18 protein-coding genes and 1 tRNA gene are annotated in these 17,812 nt (G+C 39.4%); 16 read left to right on the top strand and 3 right to left on the bottom strand.

Going from position 1 to position 17,812, the window contains the following annotated elements:
- Window positions 1–560: 560 nt before the first annotated feature.
- Window positions 561–1,421, bottom strand: a complete 861-nt coding sequence (locus tag H8S90_RS06855) for a helix-turn-helix domain-containing protein (protein ID WP_187341822.1) — start codon at window positions 1,419–1,421, stop codon at window positions 561–563.
- Between the two features lie 86 nt (window positions 1,422–1,507).
- Here H8S90_RS06855 and H8S90_RS06850 point away from each other — a divergent pair, with 86 nt between their 5' ends.
- From H8S90_RS06850 to H8S90_RS06835, 4 genes are all read left to right on the top strand, one after another.
- Window positions 1,508–2,443 (top strand): NADP-dependent oxidoreductase, encoded by a 936-nt coding sequence (locus H8S90_RS06850; protein ID WP_187341821.1) that lies wholly within the window; start codon window positions 1,508–1,510, stop codon window positions 2,441–2,443.
- A 197-nt stretch (window positions 2,444–2,640) separates the two neighbouring features.
- The gene (locus H8S90_RS06845) at window positions 2,641–2,946 is read left to right on the top strand and encodes a helix-turn-helix transcriptional regulator (protein WP_187341820.1); all 306 of its coding nucleotides are present in this window, start codon (window positions 2,641–2,643) and stop codon (window positions 2,944–2,946) included.
- A 62-nt stretch (window positions 2,947–3,008) separates the two neighbouring features.
- Complete coding sequence (locus H8S90_RS06840) at window positions 3,009–3,977, top strand: zinc-dependent alcohol dehydrogenase family protein (RefSeq protein WP_187341819.1); 969 nt, start codon at window positions 3,009–3,011, stop codon at window positions 3,975–3,977.
- Between the two features lie 193 nt (window positions 3,978–4,170).
- Window positions 4,171–4,482: a hypothetical protein gene (locus H8S90_RS06835; RefSeq protein ID WP_187341818.1), complete on the top strand. Its 312-nt coding sequence runs from the start codon at window positions 4,171–4,173 to the stop codon at window positions 4,480–4,482.
- On the opposite strand, the gene H8S90_RS06830 is transcribed toward H8S90_RS06835, so the two are convergent.
- Window positions 4,452–4,523 (bottom strand) — tRNA-Arg (locus H8S90_RS06830). The two genes, H8S90_RS06835 and H8S90_RS06830, sit on opposite strands and share 31 nt — an antisense overlap.
- A gap of 242 nt (window positions 4,524–4,765) precedes the next feature.
- Between H8S90_RS06830 and H8S90_RS06825 the strand changes: the two genes are divergently transcribed.
- The 10 genes from H8S90_RS06825 (at window position 4,766) to H8S90_RS06780 (ending at window position 14,815) form a co-directional block, all read left to right on the top strand.
- Window positions 4,766–5,404: a peroxiredoxin gene (locus H8S90_RS06825; protein ID WP_187341817.1), complete on the top strand. Its 639-nt coding sequence runs from the start codon at window positions 4,766–4,768 to the stop codon at window positions 5,402–5,404.
- 7 nt (window positions 5,405–5,411) lie between these two features.
- Window positions 5,412–5,726 (top strand): co-chaperone YbbN, encoded by a 315-nt coding sequence (locus H8S90_RS06820; RefSeq protein ID WP_187341816.1) that lies wholly within the window; start codon window positions 5,412–5,414, stop codon window positions 5,724–5,726.
- Window positions 5,707–5,967: a hypothetical protein gene (locus tag H8S90_RS06815; protein WP_187341815.1), complete on the top strand. Its 261-nt coding sequence runs from the start codon at window positions 5,707–5,709 to the stop codon at window positions 5,965–5,967. The genes H8S90_RS06820 and H8S90_RS06815 overlap by 20 nt, the downstream gene beginning before the upstream one ends.
- Before the next feature lie 460 nt (window positions 5,968–6,427).
- Complete coding sequence (locus H8S90_RS06810) at window positions 6,428–7,477, top strand: low specificity L-threonine aldolase (RefSeq protein ID WP_187341814.1); 1,050 nt, start codon at window positions 6,428–6,430, stop codon at window positions 7,475–7,477.
- A gap of 11 nt (window positions 7,478–7,488) precedes the next feature.
- Window positions 7,489–9,351, top strand: coding sequence for a DNA mismatch repair endonuclease MutL (mutL, locus tag H8S90_RS06805; RefSeq protein ID WP_187341813.1), 1,863 nt, complete (start codon window positions 7,489–7,491; stop codon window positions 9,349–9,351).
- An 80-nt stretch (window positions 9,352–9,431) separates the two neighbouring features.
- The gene (locus H8S90_RS06800; protein ID WP_370525687.1) at window positions 9,432–10,109 is read left to right on the top strand and encodes a rhomboid family intramembrane serine protease; all 678 of its coding nucleotides are present in this window, start codon (window positions 9,432–9,434) and stop codon (window positions 10,107–10,109) included.
- Window positions 10,110–10,133: 24 nt separating this feature from the next.
- Window positions 10,134–10,988 carry a rhomboid family intramembrane serine protease gene (locus tag H8S90_RS06795; protein ID WP_187341811.1) on the top strand — a complete coding sequence of 285 codons (855 nt, stop codon included), beginning with the start codon at window positions 10,134–10,136 and terminating at the stop codon, window positions 10,986–10,988.
- An 11-nt stretch (window positions 10,989–10,999) separates the two neighbouring features.
- The gene (locus H8S90_RS06790) at window positions 11,000–12,130 is read left to right on the top strand and encodes an endonuclease/exonuclease/phosphatase family protein (protein WP_187341810.1); all 1,131 of its coding nucleotides are present in this window, start codon (window positions 11,000–11,002) and stop codon (window positions 12,128–12,130) included.
- 266 nt (window positions 12,131–12,396) lie between these two features.
- Window positions 12,397–13,860: a cysteine--tRNA ligase gene (cysS, locus tag H8S90_RS06785; RefSeq protein ID WP_187341809.1), complete on the top strand. Its 1,464-nt coding sequence runs from the start codon at window positions 12,397–12,399 to the stop codon at window positions 13,858–13,860.
- Between the two features lie 91 nt (window positions 13,861–13,951).
- Window positions 13,952–14,815, top strand: a complete 864-nt coding sequence (locus H8S90_RS06780; protein ID WP_187341808.1) for a DUF4440 domain-containing protein — start codon at window positions 13,952–13,954, stop codon at window positions 14,813–14,815.
- Between the two features lie 92 nt (window positions 14,816–14,907).
- On the opposite strand, the gene H8S90_RS06775 is transcribed toward H8S90_RS06780, so the two are convergent.
- On the bottom strand, window positions 14,908–16,296 hold the full coding sequence (locus tag H8S90_RS06775; RefSeq protein ID WP_187341807.1) for a peptidylprolyl isomerase: 1,389 nt from the start codon (window positions 16,294–16,296) through the stop codon (window positions 14,908–14,910).
- 249 nt (window positions 16,297–16,545) lie between these two features.
- On the opposite strand from H8S90_RS06775, the gene H8S90_RS06770 reads away from it, so the two are divergent.
- Both H8S90_RS06770 and H8S90_RS06765 read left to right on the top strand, forming a co-directional pair.
- Complete coding sequence (locus tag H8S90_RS06770; protein WP_187341806.1) at window positions 16,546–17,235, top strand: phosphatase PAP2 family protein; 690 nt, start codon at window positions 16,546–16,548, stop codon at window positions 17,233–17,235.
- Window positions 17,236–17,283: 48 nt separating this feature from the next.
- The gene (locus H8S90_RS06765; RefSeq protein WP_187341805.1) at window positions 17,284–17,793 is read left to right on the top strand and encodes a hypothetical protein; all 510 of its coding nucleotides are present in this window, start codon (window positions 17,284–17,286) and stop codon (window positions 17,791–17,793) included.
- Window positions 17,794–17,812 lie beyond the last annotated feature (19 nt).

The following is a 17,812-nucleotide window of genomic DNA, read 5'->3' as shown; positions in this document are numbered from 1 at the left end:
ACAAGTATTAAACCTTATTACACCTAAAAAAATAAACCCCGAAAATAAAGCGTTTTCGGTTTTTTGTGGAGAAATAACTTGGTAAAGGTTTAGACCTTTAAGAAATCAAATATTTCTTCGAAAAAAGTTCAATAGATTTAAGAGATTAGACGATATAACAAATATTACCCTACCTACGTCAAAAAGAAAATCATTTATCTTTGACGGGGCTAGGGTTTTTCGTATACCTTTTTGAAGAATATTTTTGAACTTTTTTTCTCTGCCTGACTTGTAAGTAAGGGTCTAGTTCTTCTTGATTATATCAAAAACCCTATGCCATATCCATTGGGGGCCTTTATTTTGGAACGGTCGTCATTCGGAAAAAAATTCAATGAATGAAGAATAACCGTCAGACCGAAAAAAAGAGATGGCTAAATTCAAAACTGATCTATTTTGTCTTGTCCGGTACTTCTTTTTTGGATTCGGGCCATACTTATTTTTTTGGGGCGTTCTTGGGGCAATTTAAACTTGAATCAGTTTCATTGCCCCTATCTTATAGAATCCGGTCATTATCAAGAGAATTAAGTCTGTAAGGCCGATAATCTTGCGGAACTGTTTAGCCGAAATGCCTTTGGACTCATTCCCTTATTGTTCCTGAAAAATTTGTTGAGATGGCTTTCATCGGTAAAACCAAATTCGTCCACGATCTCGCCCAATCTTTTATCACTGTGCACTAAACGGTGCTCGATCAATGTTTGCCGGTATTGCGTAATGTACCTTTGCAAGGTGCTGCCGGTATGTTGCTTGAAATACTTGCCTAAATAATTGATCGAAACGTTGAAGTGCCTGCACAAGTACTTGGCGCGGAGTTTATCAGGATAATAGATATTGGCTTGTATAAAATTGAGAATATTTGCCGCCCTCTGGTCAGCACTCTCGGAAAGCTCAAGATGCAGGAATTTGGCGATATTACGCGCTACCAGCACAATAAGCGTGTTAATATACTGATGGATCAGTTCCTGATTATAAATATCGAAGGTTTCATATTCACGTATAATGGCATCAACCAGGGGCTTTACTACCTGTTTATCTACTATATTTTTCAGGATACAGCCAGGTTTATGATTAGCATTCTGTAAAATGAACTCCAGTTTTCGAATATTGCTTGTCAAAATACCTGACGCTCTGATATAAATATCATTGAACCGCAAATAGAAAAAAGTAGTCGTGCTCTTCACATCAAACGAATGGCAATCTTCGGGTGTGATGAGAAACATATGGCCCGGCTGGTAAGAGAACTGGCTTTGATTAATACATTGAATGCCGGTCCCTTCTACTATATACACTAGTTCAAAAAAACTATGCTTGTGGCTATCACGCGGACCTTCATCCAACGTCTTGTATTCTATCGAAAAAGGTTCGTGCAGATCTTCACGTTTCATAACATATACTGATTTATGGCAAAAATATACCAAATATATTTACATTTTTAAGTATAACTTTACTTTCACAAAAAGATAACATTATTATGAAAGTATTTATTCTGAATTCCCCTGGTGAAGTAAGCCAGTTACAATTAAAAGACATCGATAAACCAGCCATTCAGATCGGCGAAGTACTGGTACAGGTTAAGGCCATCAGTATCAATCCTGTAGATGTTAAGACCCGTGCTGGCAAGGGCGTTTATGGACGAATTAAAGATCAAACCCCGCTGATTTTGGGCTGGGATATTTCAGGTGTGATCACAGAATCAAAAGCCGAACAGTTCAAAACAGGCGATGAAGTTTTCGGCATGGTAAATTTCCCTGGTCACGGAAAGGCTTATGCTGAATATGTTACGGCACCGGCATCGCATCTTGCTATCAAACCGGCAAACATCTCACATGAAGAAGCGGCGGCTTCAACATTGGCAGTATTAACTGCTTATCAGGTAATAGTTCATAATGCCAATGTTCAGGCAGGTCAGAAAGTGCTGGTTCACGCGGCCGCAGGCGGTGTAGGCCATTTCGCCGTACAAATAGCCAAACATCTTGGTGCTCATGTAACAGGTACATCATCTGCCAGAAATGCGGATTTTATTCTATCGTTGGGTGCTGACGAGCATATCGATTATACTTTATACGACTGGGCAAATCATCCCGGAGAGTTTGATTTTGTTTTAGACACCGTTGGCGGTGATACGATCGACAAATCGCTTTTAGTGACTAAAAACGGAGGAACCGTAATCAGCATTCCAACCGGTTTAAATGAAGCGGTTACCGAAAAAGCAAAAGCCAAAGGCGTTAAGGGTTATTTCATTCTGGTTCAATCAAACGGTAGCGATATGCAAAAGATCGCAACGTTGCTAGAGAAAGGCATTTTGAAAGCACATGTTTCATCAACATATCCATTTGAACAAATGGCAGATGCACATTTACAGGTGGAAAGTGGTCGTACCGTAGGCAAGGTTGTGGTTACCCTTTAAGCTATCTTATAGCAATGTTAAAATATAATAGCCGCCACAGTTGTGGCATTGTTCATGGCGGCTTGCCAGAACAATCGGCAGGGTAATGAAAAGCGTTGCCGATCTTATTGGTATTGTACTTGCTTATCCTTTGTCATAAAGGTGTAAATTTCAAAAGTTTACTTGTAGGTGTTTAGGTAAATTCCTAAATTTGTTGAATGAAAATGCTGGAAGTAATTAAATCGATATCTAATCAAACTCGTCTGAATATCCTTACTTGGTTGAAAGACCCTGTTGCTTATTTTCCGGCCGAGGAGTTGGCTGACTACAAACCATCATTAGGTGTCTGTGTCTCCGATATTGCAAAAAAGGCAAAAATGTCTATTCCGACGGTTTCAGTTTATCTTAAAAATATGTCAGCAGCAAATCTTTTGGTGTCGACAAGAAAAGATCAATGGACATATTATAAACGTAATGAAAAAGCAATACAACAGTTAGCTCAGTTGATCAAAGATAACTTATAAAATTTTTTTAATATAAAATTAGGAATTTACCTAAATACATAAATAACTAAACACAAAAGATCATGAAAGCAGCAGTGTTAAACGAATTCGGCTCGGTAGAAAAGTTTGAAATATTAGATGTCCCAACCCCAAAACCGGGATTTGATGAAGTACTTGTAAAAGTATTGGCGACATCAGTGAATCCCCTGGATTTTCAGGTCCGCCGGGGGGATTATAAAAATGAGTTGCATCTTCCGGTTATCACCGGGCATGATGTGTCCGGCGTGATCGTAGAGATTGGAACAGGGGTCAAAAATTTTAAGGTCGGTGATGAGGTATATTACACTCCGGAAATCTTTAAAGGGCAGGGGAGCTATGCAGAATATCATGTTGCCAAGGAATCCATAATCGGTATCAAACCGAAAAACGTAAGCCATTTGGAAGCCGCGACATTTCCTTTAGCAGCCGGTACTGCCTGGGAAATGCTCTATACCAGGGCACAACTTAAGATCAATCAAACGATTTTGATACACGGTGGTGCAGGCGGCGTCGGAATACCCACTATTCAAATGGCAAAAGCTATGGGTGCGACCGTTTATACGACGGCGAGAACTGTGCACCATGAGTTTCTCACAGGATTGGGAGCGGATCATATCATTGACTATGAAAAGGAAAATTATATCGATGCGATCTTAGCGCTGACAGATAATAAAGGCGTGGACGTTGTGATCGATACAATAGGCGGTAACACACTTTCGGACAGCGGTAAGATCTTAAGTCAAATGGGACAGGTCGTAACATTAGTTGATATTGAAAAGCCGCAAAACCTGATCCACGCGTGGGGGAAAAATGCCACTTACCATTTTGTATTTACCAGGCAGAGCAGAAACAAACTGGACGAACTCACCAAGCTGATAGAGTCCGGAAAGCTGAAGCCTGTGTTAAACAAAGTTTTCCCATTGTCGGAAATAGGTAAGGCACATAGCCTACTTGAATTTAAGGAAGGTGACGAAGATTTCTATGGTAAGGTCGGTGTACAGATAGGTAATTAAAACAGTCATTAAACAAAGATCAGATATGAGTAATCAGGATATTTTTATAAAGGCGAACAAAGCTTTGGCGGAAGGAAACTATGCCAAATAATGCAAGGCGCAATTTTATGAAAGAAGAGATTGATGTCGATGATTTTAACATAACTAAAAAAGGAATGTAACACAGAGCTTCGTAAACTAGAGGAAAAGCTGAATGAGTTGCTTTCAAAAAATCAAAACCAAAACGTTGGAGGCCTTGCTTGATATTGTAGTAGAACGGTACACAAACATCGATGAAAGGTTCGGGAAGGCCGAAATTGAAGAGAGGCGGAGTATCATAGGTTCAATGTACCCTGAAAATATATGCTTCGATGGAACAGAACATCGAACCGCCAGGTTGAGCGAGCCCATCGGAGTTTTCTTACTGATAAACAGGCAATTAAAAGGCATAAAAAAATGGGAAAAGTTCTTTAAAATTAAACCTTTCCCATCAAGTAGCCCCGACGGGAATCGAACCCATATCTAAAGTTTAGGAAACTTCTATTCTATCCGTTGAACTACAGGGCCCCATTAAGAGATGCAAACTTAGATAAAAATGTTTTTAATTGCAATTACGCTGTATTATTTACCGTTTAAGTTGCGGTACCCCTACAGCGTATATGATGGTAAACATCGTTTTATTATATTCGCTTTATCAATATCACCATATCGTCATTATAGTTTTTATTTATACTAGTATAGTTAAATAAGATACTTTTCTGTCGGTTAAACATTTATCTTTGCAGCAACAAAAACGAAAAAATTTTATTATGAGTTTAGTAGGTAAAAAATTTCCGAACATCACTGTAGACGCCATGGATCACATGGGCGATGATTTAAAAATAAACGTATTAGAAGAAGCGACTAAAAAAGGTAAGAAAGTGTTATTGTTCTGGTATCCAAAAGATTTTACTTTTGTTTGTCCTACAGAGCTACATGCTTTCCAGGAAGCTTTACCAGAGTTTGAAAAAAGAAATACTATCGTTATAGGCGCATCATGCGACACCAACGAAGTACACTTTGCTTGGCTAAACACCGCAAAAGATAACGGAGGTATTGAAGGCGTTACTTATCCTATTTTAGCAGATACCACCCGTAACTTAGCAAATGTTTTAGGTATTTTAGATATACAGAAGGCAGCTTATGATGAAGAGCTAGATTCTTTAATTGTTGAAGGATCGAACGTTACATTCAGGGCCACTTATCTGGTAGACGAAGATGGAAAAATTTTTCATGAAAGCGTAAACGATATGCCTCTTGGTAGAAATGTAAAAGAATATTTACGTTTAATCGATGCTTACGCGCACGTTCAGAACTTTGGAGAAGTTTGTCCTGCTAACTGGGAAGAAGGCAAGGAGGCGATGACCGCTAATCGTGATGGCGTAGCAAATTACTTATCTGCAAACTAATAACATTATGTTACAAGAATTAGAAAGTGATAATTTAGCAACTATCGTAACCGATAATGATATTGTGTTTGTACAATATGCAGCAACCTGGTGCGGTAACTGTAAAATTATGAAACCAAAATTTAAAAAATTGGCTTCCGAAAATGAGGGTATTCCTTTTGTAATTGTTGATGCCGAAAAGCTTCCTGAGTCCAGAAAGCTCGCGAATGTAAGCAACCTGCCTACCTTTGCAGCCTTCAGAGGTGGAAAGCTTATCAATCAAGTGCAAACCAACAAATTGGACGCCTTAACACAATTAGTAAATGAAGTTACCAGTAATTAAGCATTTAACTCAATTCATTGAGGAGAATGATGAGGATTATGTCATTGAAACGATTGAAACACTGGAATCCCTAACAGAGGTTCCATCATTAAAAGACGAAGAGCTGGATGTAATTGGAGAGCTAATTTCCAATATGTATGGTGCCGTAGAAGTTAATAAGTTAATTAAGGAAGAAGGCATGGAAAAAAAAGACGCTCTAAATGCTTTTATGAAACGTGTTTTAGGTTCGATAGACCAATAGAGAACTTCAGCTATATTTAACAACGAGCGGAACATTTCTAAATGTTCCGCTCGTTGTTTATCCTGCAACCTTAACCTGTATAAAACCACAACTAACAGCAACACAATGTTTTCCACAAAAACATGTTGAAAACGCTACAAGCTGTTGAAAACTAATTTACCGGAACGTTTTTATTTTTGTAAATTTACTAGTGTTAAAGGTTAATGCTTTAAGTCGCTTTTTAATGCCATTGTAGTACATTTCGACTCACGCAGTGATGTGTCATAACTTGAAAGCCCGCTTAAAGAACAAGATTTTTTAATTGTTAATTTACAGAAACCGTCGTGATTGATGCACGACGGTTTCTGTGTTAAAAGGGCTTTATTACTTTAATAAAAACTCCATTGAGGTCCGCCCAAAAAAATTAGCAGAAACCTGAAAACCTTTGAGGCAAATACAAAATAAAAATTAATATAAAACCATGAAGTCATTTGCGAGCGATAATTACGCAGGGGCCATTCCTGAAGTTATAGCATCTCTTATTAACGAAAACAATTTACATGCCCCGGCGTATGGAAACGATCAAACAACAAGTAGCCTAAAAAAATCTTTTGCTTCCATCCTCAATAGAGAGCAACTGAGCATGTACCTAGTCTTTAACGGTACAGGAGCTAATTTACTTGGTCTAAGCTGCATGGTTGATCCTTTTAGTTCGGTACTCTGTGCAGAAACAGCCCATATCTATGTAGATGAATCAACTGCGCCGGAAACCTTAATGGGTTGTAGGCTGCTACCACTAAAGGTTGACAACCAGGGAAAATTATCCGTCGATATTATCGAAAAGTCTATAAAAAGACAGGGGGACCTTCATCATCCGCAAGCGAAGGTACTGAGCATCGCACAACCAACAGAATATGGCACACTCTATACACTAGATGAGCTGCAAAAACTAGGTGAACTTACCAGACGTTACAAACTATTATTTCACATCGATGGTTCACGTATTTTTACCGCTGCAACTGCCCTAGGTTGCGAATTGAAAGATATTATTGCAGCCAGCGATGTGGATGTTATCTCTATCGGAGGAACAAAAGCGGGTATGCTCTATGGGGAGGCAGTATTGATTTTCAATCCGATTTGCAGTGAAAAAGCCCCTTTCCTTCACAAAAGAAGTATGCAACTTGCCTCTAAGAACCGTTTTATTGCTGCTCAATTTTTAGCGCTTCTACATCAAAAAACGTGGCAAAAATATAGTTCCATTGCGTTAGCGCGAACTAAAAAACTAGCCAATACATTAAAAAAATACCCACAGATTACCCTAACGAAACCCGTCGAAGTAAATGCTATTTTTGCTACAATGCCGGCTCCTTGGATTCCCTTGCTCCAAGAAGAATTCTCTTTTTATACATGGGATGAATCCATCCATGAGGTACGACTCATGTGCTCTTTTGATACGTTGGAAGATGAAATCGAAAGGTTTGACAAAAAGCTGTCTCTGCTAAATAAAGAGAGTCTCAGTTCTTATTTGTAAATTCGCAACGTATGTCAGATATCATTCAATTACTACCTGATTCGGTGGCCAACCAAATTGCGGCAGGCGAGGTAGTACAACGTCCGGCATCCGCTGTAAAAGAGCTGATCGAGAATGCTATTGACGCAGGTGCAGACAAGATTCAATTAATAATTAAAGATGCAGGAAAATCGCTTATCCAGATAATCGATAACGGTTGCGGCATGAGCGTTACTGATGCGCGCAGATGTTTTGAAAGGCATGCGACATCAAAGCTTCGTAAAGCCGAAGATTTATTTGCTATACGTACCATGGGGTTTCGGGGAGAAGCGATGGCGTCTATAGCAGCGATCGCACATGTAGAACTTAAAACCCGCAAACATGAAGAGGAATTAGGCACATCCATCACCATAGAGGGATCAGAAGTTATGAACCAAGAACCTACTGCGGGTCCGGCGGGAACAAGTATCAGTGTGAAAAACCTTTTTTTCAACACCCCTGCCCGTCGTAACTTTTTGAAGAGCAACGCGGTTGAAATGCGCCATATTATAGAGGAATTTCAACGGGTAGCATTGGCGCACCCCAAAATTTTCTTCACTTTGCACAGCGATGGCAATGAAGTTTTTCATCTTCCCGCGGAGGGGCTCAAACAACGCATCGTGCATATCTTTGGCAACAATTATAACCAACGCTTGGTTCCAGTTGAAGAGTCAACCACCATCATTAACCTAAATGGTTTCATAGGAAAGCCTGAGTACGCAAAGAAAACACGTGGAGAGCAATATTTCTTTGTTAATAATCGATTTATAAAAGATCCTTATTTAAACCACGCGGTACTTAACGCTTATGATGAAATTCTCCCGGCAGAAAGCTACCCTTTGTATGTCTTATTTATCGAGATTGATCCTTCGCAGATAGACATCAATGTGCACCCCACAAAAACAGAAATTAAATATCAAGATGAACGCTCTATTTACGCTATTATTCGATCTGCGATAAAACGCTCTTTAGGTAAATATAACATCACACCGAGTTTAGACTTTAACCAGGAAACCGGATTCAGCCATTTGATCTCGCATAAGAAAACTGAAGATATTGTCCCTCCAACAATAAATTTTAACCCACAATTCAATCCATTTGATACCGGGACTTCGTCCAAAGCGCCTAAAGATAACTTCGGCGGTCCGTTGGCAAGAAAAGGAAGTGGTATTCCTCAAAATTGGGATACGCTATACGAAATAAGTCATAAAATTACTGATCACCAGTTAATCTTAGATGCGCCAAATACCGGTACAGAACGAGAAATAGACCAGCAGGAAAAACCGGCCGGCAAACTTATTTTTCACTTACACAACCGCTTTATTTTATCACAAATCCGATCTGGATTTATACTCATTGACCAACAAGCTGCACACGAACGTATACTCTTTGAACGTTTTTTACAGCAATTAGAAAATCACCAGGGAGCCTGTCAGCAGAGCCTTTTCCCTCAGACCATCCAGTTAAGCCCTGCAGATGCCGAACTAATCGATGATCTGTTACCCGACATCCACTCATTAGGATTTCAGGTGAGGGCCTTTGGCAAAAACACCTTTGTGGTAGAAGGCATTCCCGCAGATATTGGTCCAGGCATCAGCGAGTCCCAGGTACTTGAACAGCTACTAGAAGCTTATAAAAACAATCACGCAACGCTCAAATTAAATAAACGCGAGAATCTGGCAAGAAGCCTCGCACGCAACGCGGCCATTAAATCGGGCACTCCTCTCGCTATTGATGAGATGAACGACATTATCGACAAGCTCTTTGCTTGTTCATCACCAAACATTTCCTTGAGCGGTAAGCCCATAATTAGTACCTTTACCCTCAAAGAACTGCTTGAAAGATTTGACAAATAATTGATATTTAAAAGAATATGCTCAACAACTCTTCATCGCCTTTTACAGGACTGCCTCCCATCGTAAAAAATTTGCTGATCATGAATATCGTGTGCTTTATTGGCTCACTCATATTTGAAAAGGCGACATTACTATTTGGTGTTTACTACCCAGATTCTCCGGCCTTCCACTGGTGGCAAGTGTTTACCTACATGTTCATGCACGGAAACTTCATGCACATATTCTTTAATATGTTCGCCCTTTTTATGTTTGGTCCGGTGCTGGAACAGATACTCGGCCCTAAGCGGTTTATCAATTATTATTTAATAACCGGACTCGGTGCCCTCGCACTGCAATTTGCAGTACAAGCTTATGAGGTAAACGCCATTACCGGAACAGTTGCGGCAAGCCAGCATATGGACGTCAATGTGGTACAACGCTCGGCCGTTGGACCGGCACTTCAAGGACTTGATCAAGACCAGATCAACACCCTACTGTCAGTCTATGTTATTCCCATGGTAGGTGCCTCGGGAGCTATTTTTGGATTATTAGTGGCCTTTGGGTACCTTTTCCCAAACACAGAACTTTATCTCATGTTTATTCCTGTTCCGATAAAAGCTAAGATATTTATCCCGATTTATATTATATTGGAATTATTTTTAGGGGTATCAAGATTTGCAGGCGACTCGGTAGCACATTTTGCCCACCTCGGGGGGGCACTATTTGGCTTCATACTAATAAAGCTTTGGCGAATAAAACGTCCAACATTATGGGGTTAAACACCTCGTTAATTACTAAAAACTATGAAGAGATCTTTTTTAGGTGAATTGTACTTTAAAGCATTTCAGTCTGGCAATAAGCTTAACTTCTTTATAGCAATTAATACTATTATTTTCTTATTGCTCGGCATCCTTGCGTTAATAGATTTCTTTGCTAACACAACTATCGGTATCACCACGCTAACGCAGCTCGCGTTACCGGCAAGTTTAGAAAAGCTGATCTACCGACCCTGGACCATACTAACCTACATGTTCACGCAAAATGGCTTTTTTCACTTTCTATTTAACATGTTATGGCTTTATTGGTTAGGTATTATTTTCCTCAGCTTTCTAAATAACAGGCAACTTGTATTTGTGTACCTCGCTGGTGGGTTTGTAGGCGGACTTATTTTTCTTATACTCTATAATGTGGTGCCTGCTTTTTATTCCAGCTCCGCGCTACTTGTTGGCTCTTCAGGCAGTGTATATGCAGTAGTGATTGCAACGGCAACTTTAGTGCCGGATTATACCATTCGTATGCTTTTCTTTGGCAATGTCCGCCTCAAGTATTTAGCCATAGCGTTTATTGTTTTAAATTTCCTCGGTTTAGGCGGAAGCAATATTGGAGGAAGCCTAGCTCACTTGGGGGGAGCCTTGCTCGGCTTTTTATACATTAATCAATTACGTAAGGGTACCGACTGGAGCAGGCTGTTTAAAAATCAAAAGAAAAGATTAAGAGTTGTAAAAAATGAACATCCTCCGCGAAAGAGTAAAACGTCCTTCACCAACCAAGAATATATTGACAGTATCTTAGACAAGATATCCAAATCCGGATATAATAGTTTAAGCAAAGACGAAAAAGAGGCCCTTTTTAATGCAGGCAAGCAAGACCAAGATTAATCACTCGATGCATGAGCCCTAGAAGAAAGAAAAAAAAATATGCGAAACGGACTCGACTACTGTTAGGGTTAAACTTAATGGTATGCATTGCCTTGCTCATAAGCTATTTAGCTCCCTATTCAGATCCTCAAAAATATTGGCCTATTGCGTTTTTTGGTATAGGATACCCTTTGTTGCTTATCGTTAATATTCTTTGCGTGGTCTTTTGGCTTATCAAAAAATCAATATATCTATTCGTTTCCCTAGTGGCAATATTGATTGGGTATAAGCCTTTAAAAAAACATGTTGGTTTCCATTCCGGCCCTAGCCAGGAAACCATAAGCAACCGAGATTCTACCGACCTACGCGTACTCACATACAACGTACACCTGTTTAGGGAAAATGATCATGACACGCAACCGAAGACCAAAGAAGAAGTTACGAACCTGATTAAATCGGTAACACCAGATGTGGTATGTATACAAGAATTTTATACGAGAAAAAAAGGCATACATAACATCAGACAAAGTATCACTGGCGCGTTAAACTTGCCTTATAGCTATTTTCACGCTGTTGTAGAGAACGAATACGAAGCTTATGGGCTGCTCATCGCATCACGTTACCCTATACAAAACTCCGGCTCTATTCCCTCTTATACGGGCAAGAAAACGCTCAATCGTGTCATTTATGCTGATATCGTTAGGCATGGTCGCGCTTTTAGGGTTTATAATGTACATCTTCAGTCTATCGGGTTTCAACCGCAGGACTATGCTTTTGTTAAAGATGTAAAAAAACACGCTTTTGAAAAAGATAATGTAACGTCAACCAAGAGGATAGGCGGTAGATTAAAACGTGCGTTTATCGAAAGAAGTGAACAGGCTAAACATTTACGCCAAGAGATTGACCGATGCAGAAAACCAGTTATCATCACGGGAGATTTTAATGATACCCCTTTATCTTATGCAGTAAATACTATAGGCTCCGAACTTAACAACAGTTTTGTCGAGAAGGGGAGTGGTTTAGGTAGGACGTATAACGGGGATTTCCCGAACTTTCAAATTGATTATATACTTTCTTCACGATCCTTTAAGGTGAAAGAATATCAAATCCTAAAAAAGAAGCTTTCTGATCATTATGCCGTGTGGAGTGACCTTCATTTATAATCCTAAATATGCCTTAAGACACATCCGTTCCTTAATATTTTGCCCTACTGTTCTTGATCTTAGGAACAATCGACATGTGCTTTATATAGGATATATGTAAACTTATAAGGAAACAGGAGATTATCCCCTTCATCTCCTATTGATAAACTGCTTTTGTAGATGAAATTTATTAAATTCGCAACGAGAACAACAAGCCCATTAACGAGCGGATCTGATGAACTAGTTTAACTGCTGCTTAACGTTCCGTCTAATGAAATTTTTTTTGAATGAACAGCTCTTTAGTTATCTATAATACACTTAGCCGAAAAAAAGAAATATTCACTCCGCTAAACCCTCCCTTGGTTGGCTTATATGTATGTGGCCCTACGGTATATAGCGATGTGCACTTAGGTAATTGTCGCACTTTTGTGTCTTTCGACCTTGTGTTCAGGTACTTACTATACCTTGGATATAAAGTTCGCTATGTTCGTAACATAACCGATGCCGGACACTTAGAAGGAGACCGCGATGAAGGTGATGACAAGTTCGCCAAGAAAGCTAAGCTGGAACAGTTGGAACCCATGGAGGTTGTTCAAAAGTACACAATAGGTTTCCACGATGTGTTACGTTTATTCAACACGTTGCCTCCAAGTATTGAACCTACGGCTACCGGACATATATCGGAGCAGATAGAAATGATAAAAAAGATCATTGCCAACGGTTACGCCTACGAAGTAAACGGATCGGTGTATTTCGATGTAGAGAAATACGGCGGAAGCAACGATTATACGATTCTCACCAACAGACAGCTTGAAGATATGTTAAATAACACCAGAGAGCTGGGTGGACAAGAAGAAAAAAAGGGACGCTTGGACTTTGCTTTGTGGATAAAAGCCAAACCGGAGCATCTCATGCGTTGGCCATCTCCTTGGGGCGTAGGTTTCCCGGGATGGCACATAGAATGCTCGGCAATGAGCAGTAAATATTTAGGTGATCAGTTTGATATCCATGGAGGAGGAATGGACCTAGCGGCCACTCACCACACTAACGAGATCGCACAGTCGCGGGCATGTAATCACACAAGTCCCGCGAAGTATTGGATGCACACAAATATGCTGACAGTAAACGGTGCGCGCATGTCCAAATCTTCCGGCAATGGTTTTCTGCCTCAGGAACTGTTCTCCGGAGACCATCCGCTACTCACCCGTGGTTACTCCCCCATGTCTGTACGTTTCTTTATGCTGCAAGCACACTATAGAAGTACACTAGATTTCTCAAATGAAGCTTTAGAGGCCTCAGACAAGGGATATAAGCGCCTCATGAGTGCTATTGCCCTAATACCTAAATTAAAAATATCCAAAACAAGCAGTGTAAATATCGACGATATAAGAAACCGATGTATTGCCGCTATGAACGATGACTTTAACAGTCCAGTTCTAATTGCTGAGCTATTTGAAGTGGTACGTCTTATCAATAGTGTCTACGACAATAAAACCAGTATTAACTCCGCAGATTTGGAGGCCCTAAAAGTCTTAGTGAACGATTTTGTTTATAACATCTTGGGGCTAACAGATGACAGTAATAGCACAAATGACGATTTAAGTAAAATAATGGAATTTATTATCAAATTACGTAACGATGCCAAATCTGCTAAAGATTATGCTACATCAGACCTCATCCGTAACGGATTGCAGGAAATCGGCATCCAACTAAAAGACAGTAAAGAGGAGACCCTTTGGAACAAATTATAGACAACAACTTTTAATTATTGGCATTAATTTTGGTTTCCTTGGAGCCTTAAAGCCCTATCGCCTCTAGGGGCAGACTTAAGTGAACATTTTTATGTTAAAAACACCTTACTTTATATTAATTCTTTTTACCTGTGGATTAAGATGTTATGCCCAACAGGGTGATCAAGAACAGATAAACCAGCTGATCAGCGCGGAGTACAACATGTCTGTGCTCGCAGCGAACCGGGATGTCCTCACCGCTTACAAAGCATTTAGTGACGAAAACACCATATTTTTCACTCCCGCCCCCAAAAATGGCCTTGACTTCCTAAAGAACAAACCTGATCTTCCAGATATCATGTCCTGGAAACCGGTTTTTGCTAAAGTTGCGAAAAGCGATGAGTGGGGATTTACCACCGGCCCTATCAATTGGCAGCGAATTGGTTTCAGTAAAAAATATGGGGAGTACCTGTGTGTATGGAAGCGTAATAGGAAAGGCGAATGGAAAATAGCCTACCGAGCAGAAACTGAACATGGTAAACCTGCAGGTAAAATTAACACTACATTTGAAAGTCCCGTAGACAACCAATTTAGAAAATCCCGGTCAAAAGCCCGTTTACGGCAACGAGAAGATATCATTCTAAGCACCGATCAACTTTTTTCAACCATTTTAAAAGCTGATAATCAAACGGCCTTTAATGAGTTTCTAACACAAAATTCGAGGCTGTATTTACCTGATCAACAACCAGTTATTGGCTTAGACCACATCAAAACCTTCTTAAAAAAGCAAGCAATAACTATCGAAACAACCGCAAACAATGTCGACAGGGCATACAGTGGAGAATTAGCTTATAGCAATGGTAATGCCGTTATTATGCAAAACGACGAAGCGGTTAACTGTCATTATATCCGTATTTGGGAGCTACAGGAAGATGCTATGTGGAAGGTAATCGTTGAGATGTATTTCAAGAAATGATTTGCGAGGTTAGCGGCAGATAAAAAAACAAAAGAGGGCACATAATATAAGCTATGTCGCACTTTTGTTATTAAATTATACTTCGTACTATTTTATTCGTTATTCGCTTGCGCAGTTGCCGTAGTATCTTCCTTAACCCACTCTTTCAACTCAGGACAGGTAAGATACTCATCATCCATTCTAATATATGTTGTTTTTCTACGCCGTTCAAACCATTCACTCACTACCCTATTCAGCTTATCTTCTTCTGCAAGTTCTTTGACCTTAGCATAGTCTTGCTCCAAGGAGGCTTTATGAGGCTCAGTTCGTGATTTCAAATAAAGAAACCGATAACCGGTCTTTTGAGTCTGTGGATCGGAAAATTCAAAAGGTCTTGAGTATTCTCCCGCTTTTAATGTGTCGATTGCCGCGAAATCCTTGGCATCGAGCCGATCTACAGGAATATAAGTCGTTCTACTTTGTTGGTTCTCAGCGTTTAGCATCATTCCACCATTATATTTAGACATTTCATTATCTGAATATAAAGATGCTGCTGTAGAAAATGGCAACTTGCTTTCTTTAACTTGTTGATAAATACTATCGATATGCCCTTTCGCCCTTTCCATGCTCGTAGCTGTTGGCTTCGTACCGATCAGAATATGTCTAGCCCGTACCTGCTCCCCTCTTCGCTCCAATACTTGCATAAAATGATAGCCATACTCTGTTTCAAAAACATTAGATATCTCTCCCGGCTTCAACCGGAAAGCAATAGCAGTAAATTGTTTCACCATGCTCGACCGATCGAAGAAACCCAGATCACCACCTGCTGAGGCCGAACCGGGATCTTGAGAGTAAAGTCTTGCCATAGTACCAAAATCATCTCCTGCCTTGATACCCATTCGTAAAGATTCAGCTCGATCGTAAAAAGGTTGTTTTTCCTCCTTCGTCAAAGAAGGGAAAACAACTAGTTCACCTACTTCCACTTCAGTGTTATAATTAGGCAAACTATCTGAGGGGATATTTTCAAAATAACGCTTAACTTCTTGTGGAGTAATCCCTGTTTTCTCCGTGATACTAGCCTGCATTCGTTCCGCAATTAACTGCTCTTTCACAGCAGGACGCATTTCTTCCTTATATTGAAGCAATGAACGGTTAAGAAACTTTTCCAATTGTTCTTGCCCGCCCGCCCGTTGCGTCATGTACCGCAAACGGTTATTAATATTATCGTCAACTTCATCTTCTCCAACCTCAATCGAATCGATAACAGCCTGTTGAGTTAGCAACTTATTGGTTAATAACTGTTCCAATATTAGGCATCTAACACTTGGATCTGGGTTATTTCCTTCTGATAAATATTGTGCATATTGCATTTCTATATCCGATTGAAGGATAATACTTCCCCCCACAACCGCAGCCACTTTATCTATTACCTTTACCTCTTGCGCACTTAAAGTGCCAAGATAAAGCATCAAAAGTGCAAATATGCCTGCATACTTCTTCATTTGTGATCAATTTCTATTTCTACCAACAGCTTTAAAGAGCGCTAAGTTACACAAATCCGTTACACTAAAACCATATTTAACGAATTTTAACAAGAAATAAGGATTCTACCAATTTGCTCATTTTTTGTTTATGTTTACACTTCATACGAGCTACGAGTAAATTTAATTCACTTCTGCTGTAAAATTAATAAACATACTTTATACAAACGCAAGGTATATAGCGTTTATTTTAAAAAATTCATTTCGACAATGGAGAAATCAAAACCTGTAAGTTATTTTACCTTCATTAAAAATTTTGACCTATTTATTTTCTTATTGCTTTTATCACTGCTAATAGGTTTTATTTTTTCTTCCATTTACTCACAGGCTGATTTATTTTTAGTGATCAATCATTTACATCAGCCACTTGCTGATAAGGTTTTTATGGTAATCACCCATATGGGAGACTGGCCCTTTACCGTTGGTTTAGCCATTATCTATCTATTCATTCAATTTAGGTATGCATTGGTGCTTGTCTCTACCATGTTATATACGGGCTTTTTTACCCAATTGATTAAATTAATAGTAAAACACCCCAGGCCTTCTGTTTACTTTGAATCATTGGAGCCTATTTACACCATAAAAAATTATGTATTGGAAAATTCCCTAAGTTTTCCTTCTGGGCATACCACCTGTGTTTTTTCCCTTGCAATCAGCCTTTCTTATATTTTCTTTTCACGGAGGCATCAATTCTGGTTCTTTTTAATTGCGCTTACCGTAGCCTTTTCAAGAGTTTACCTCTCACAACACTTTTTTAAAGACCTAATGGCAGGTGCTACTATTGGAACATTCTTTGCCCTACACTTGCTCTGGCTTTTTGGAAAAGCAGATTGGTTTTGCTCAAACACCTTAAATGGCAAATTATTAACCACTAAGAAGCGTAACAACACTGTTTCTTAAGACATAATTCCTACTTAAAAACGCTATCTTTGAGCAAACCCTTAATAAATGGCCCACTTAAATACTACTGATCCTGTTGTATTAGGTTACCTAATGGATGACCTCATCTATACATTTCAGACAAATGAAACATCGAATGTACCGTCCATCGATACCATATCAAACAAACCTATTACAGGTTATACGTTCTTGGGTGAAAACAAACAACATATTCTTTATCTGATTGAAGATCAACAGTATGAATACTTTTCCGAGAAAGCCTTGGATGCTTTTTCTAAAACTGTACAAGCACTCAACCTGTCAATGGTTGATGTAGCAGTAATGAATGTGGCCCGTCAAAGCACCGAAATTACGTTCGAAAAGATCGTCCATTTTTTTAATCCGCAAAAGATAATATTTTCAGGGCCTTCTCCAGACCAATATGGGTTACCACAATTGCCACTGAATCAAGCTGCAAAGGAAAAAAATATTCATATGCTTTACACTTATACCTTTGAAGAAATGCTGCAGGAGATAAACAAGAAAAAAACATTCTGGATGCAAGTCAAAAATTTGTAGTGCCAGAAATTGTTTTTCA

The organism is Olivibacter sp. SDN3 (assembly GCF_014334135.1).
Lineage (GTDB): Bacteria > Bacteroidota > Bacteroidia > Sphingobacteriales > Sphingobacteriaceae > Olivibacter.
Note: the sequence above shows the minus strand (reverse complement) of the source record. Positions and strands in the feature narration are given on the sequence as shown.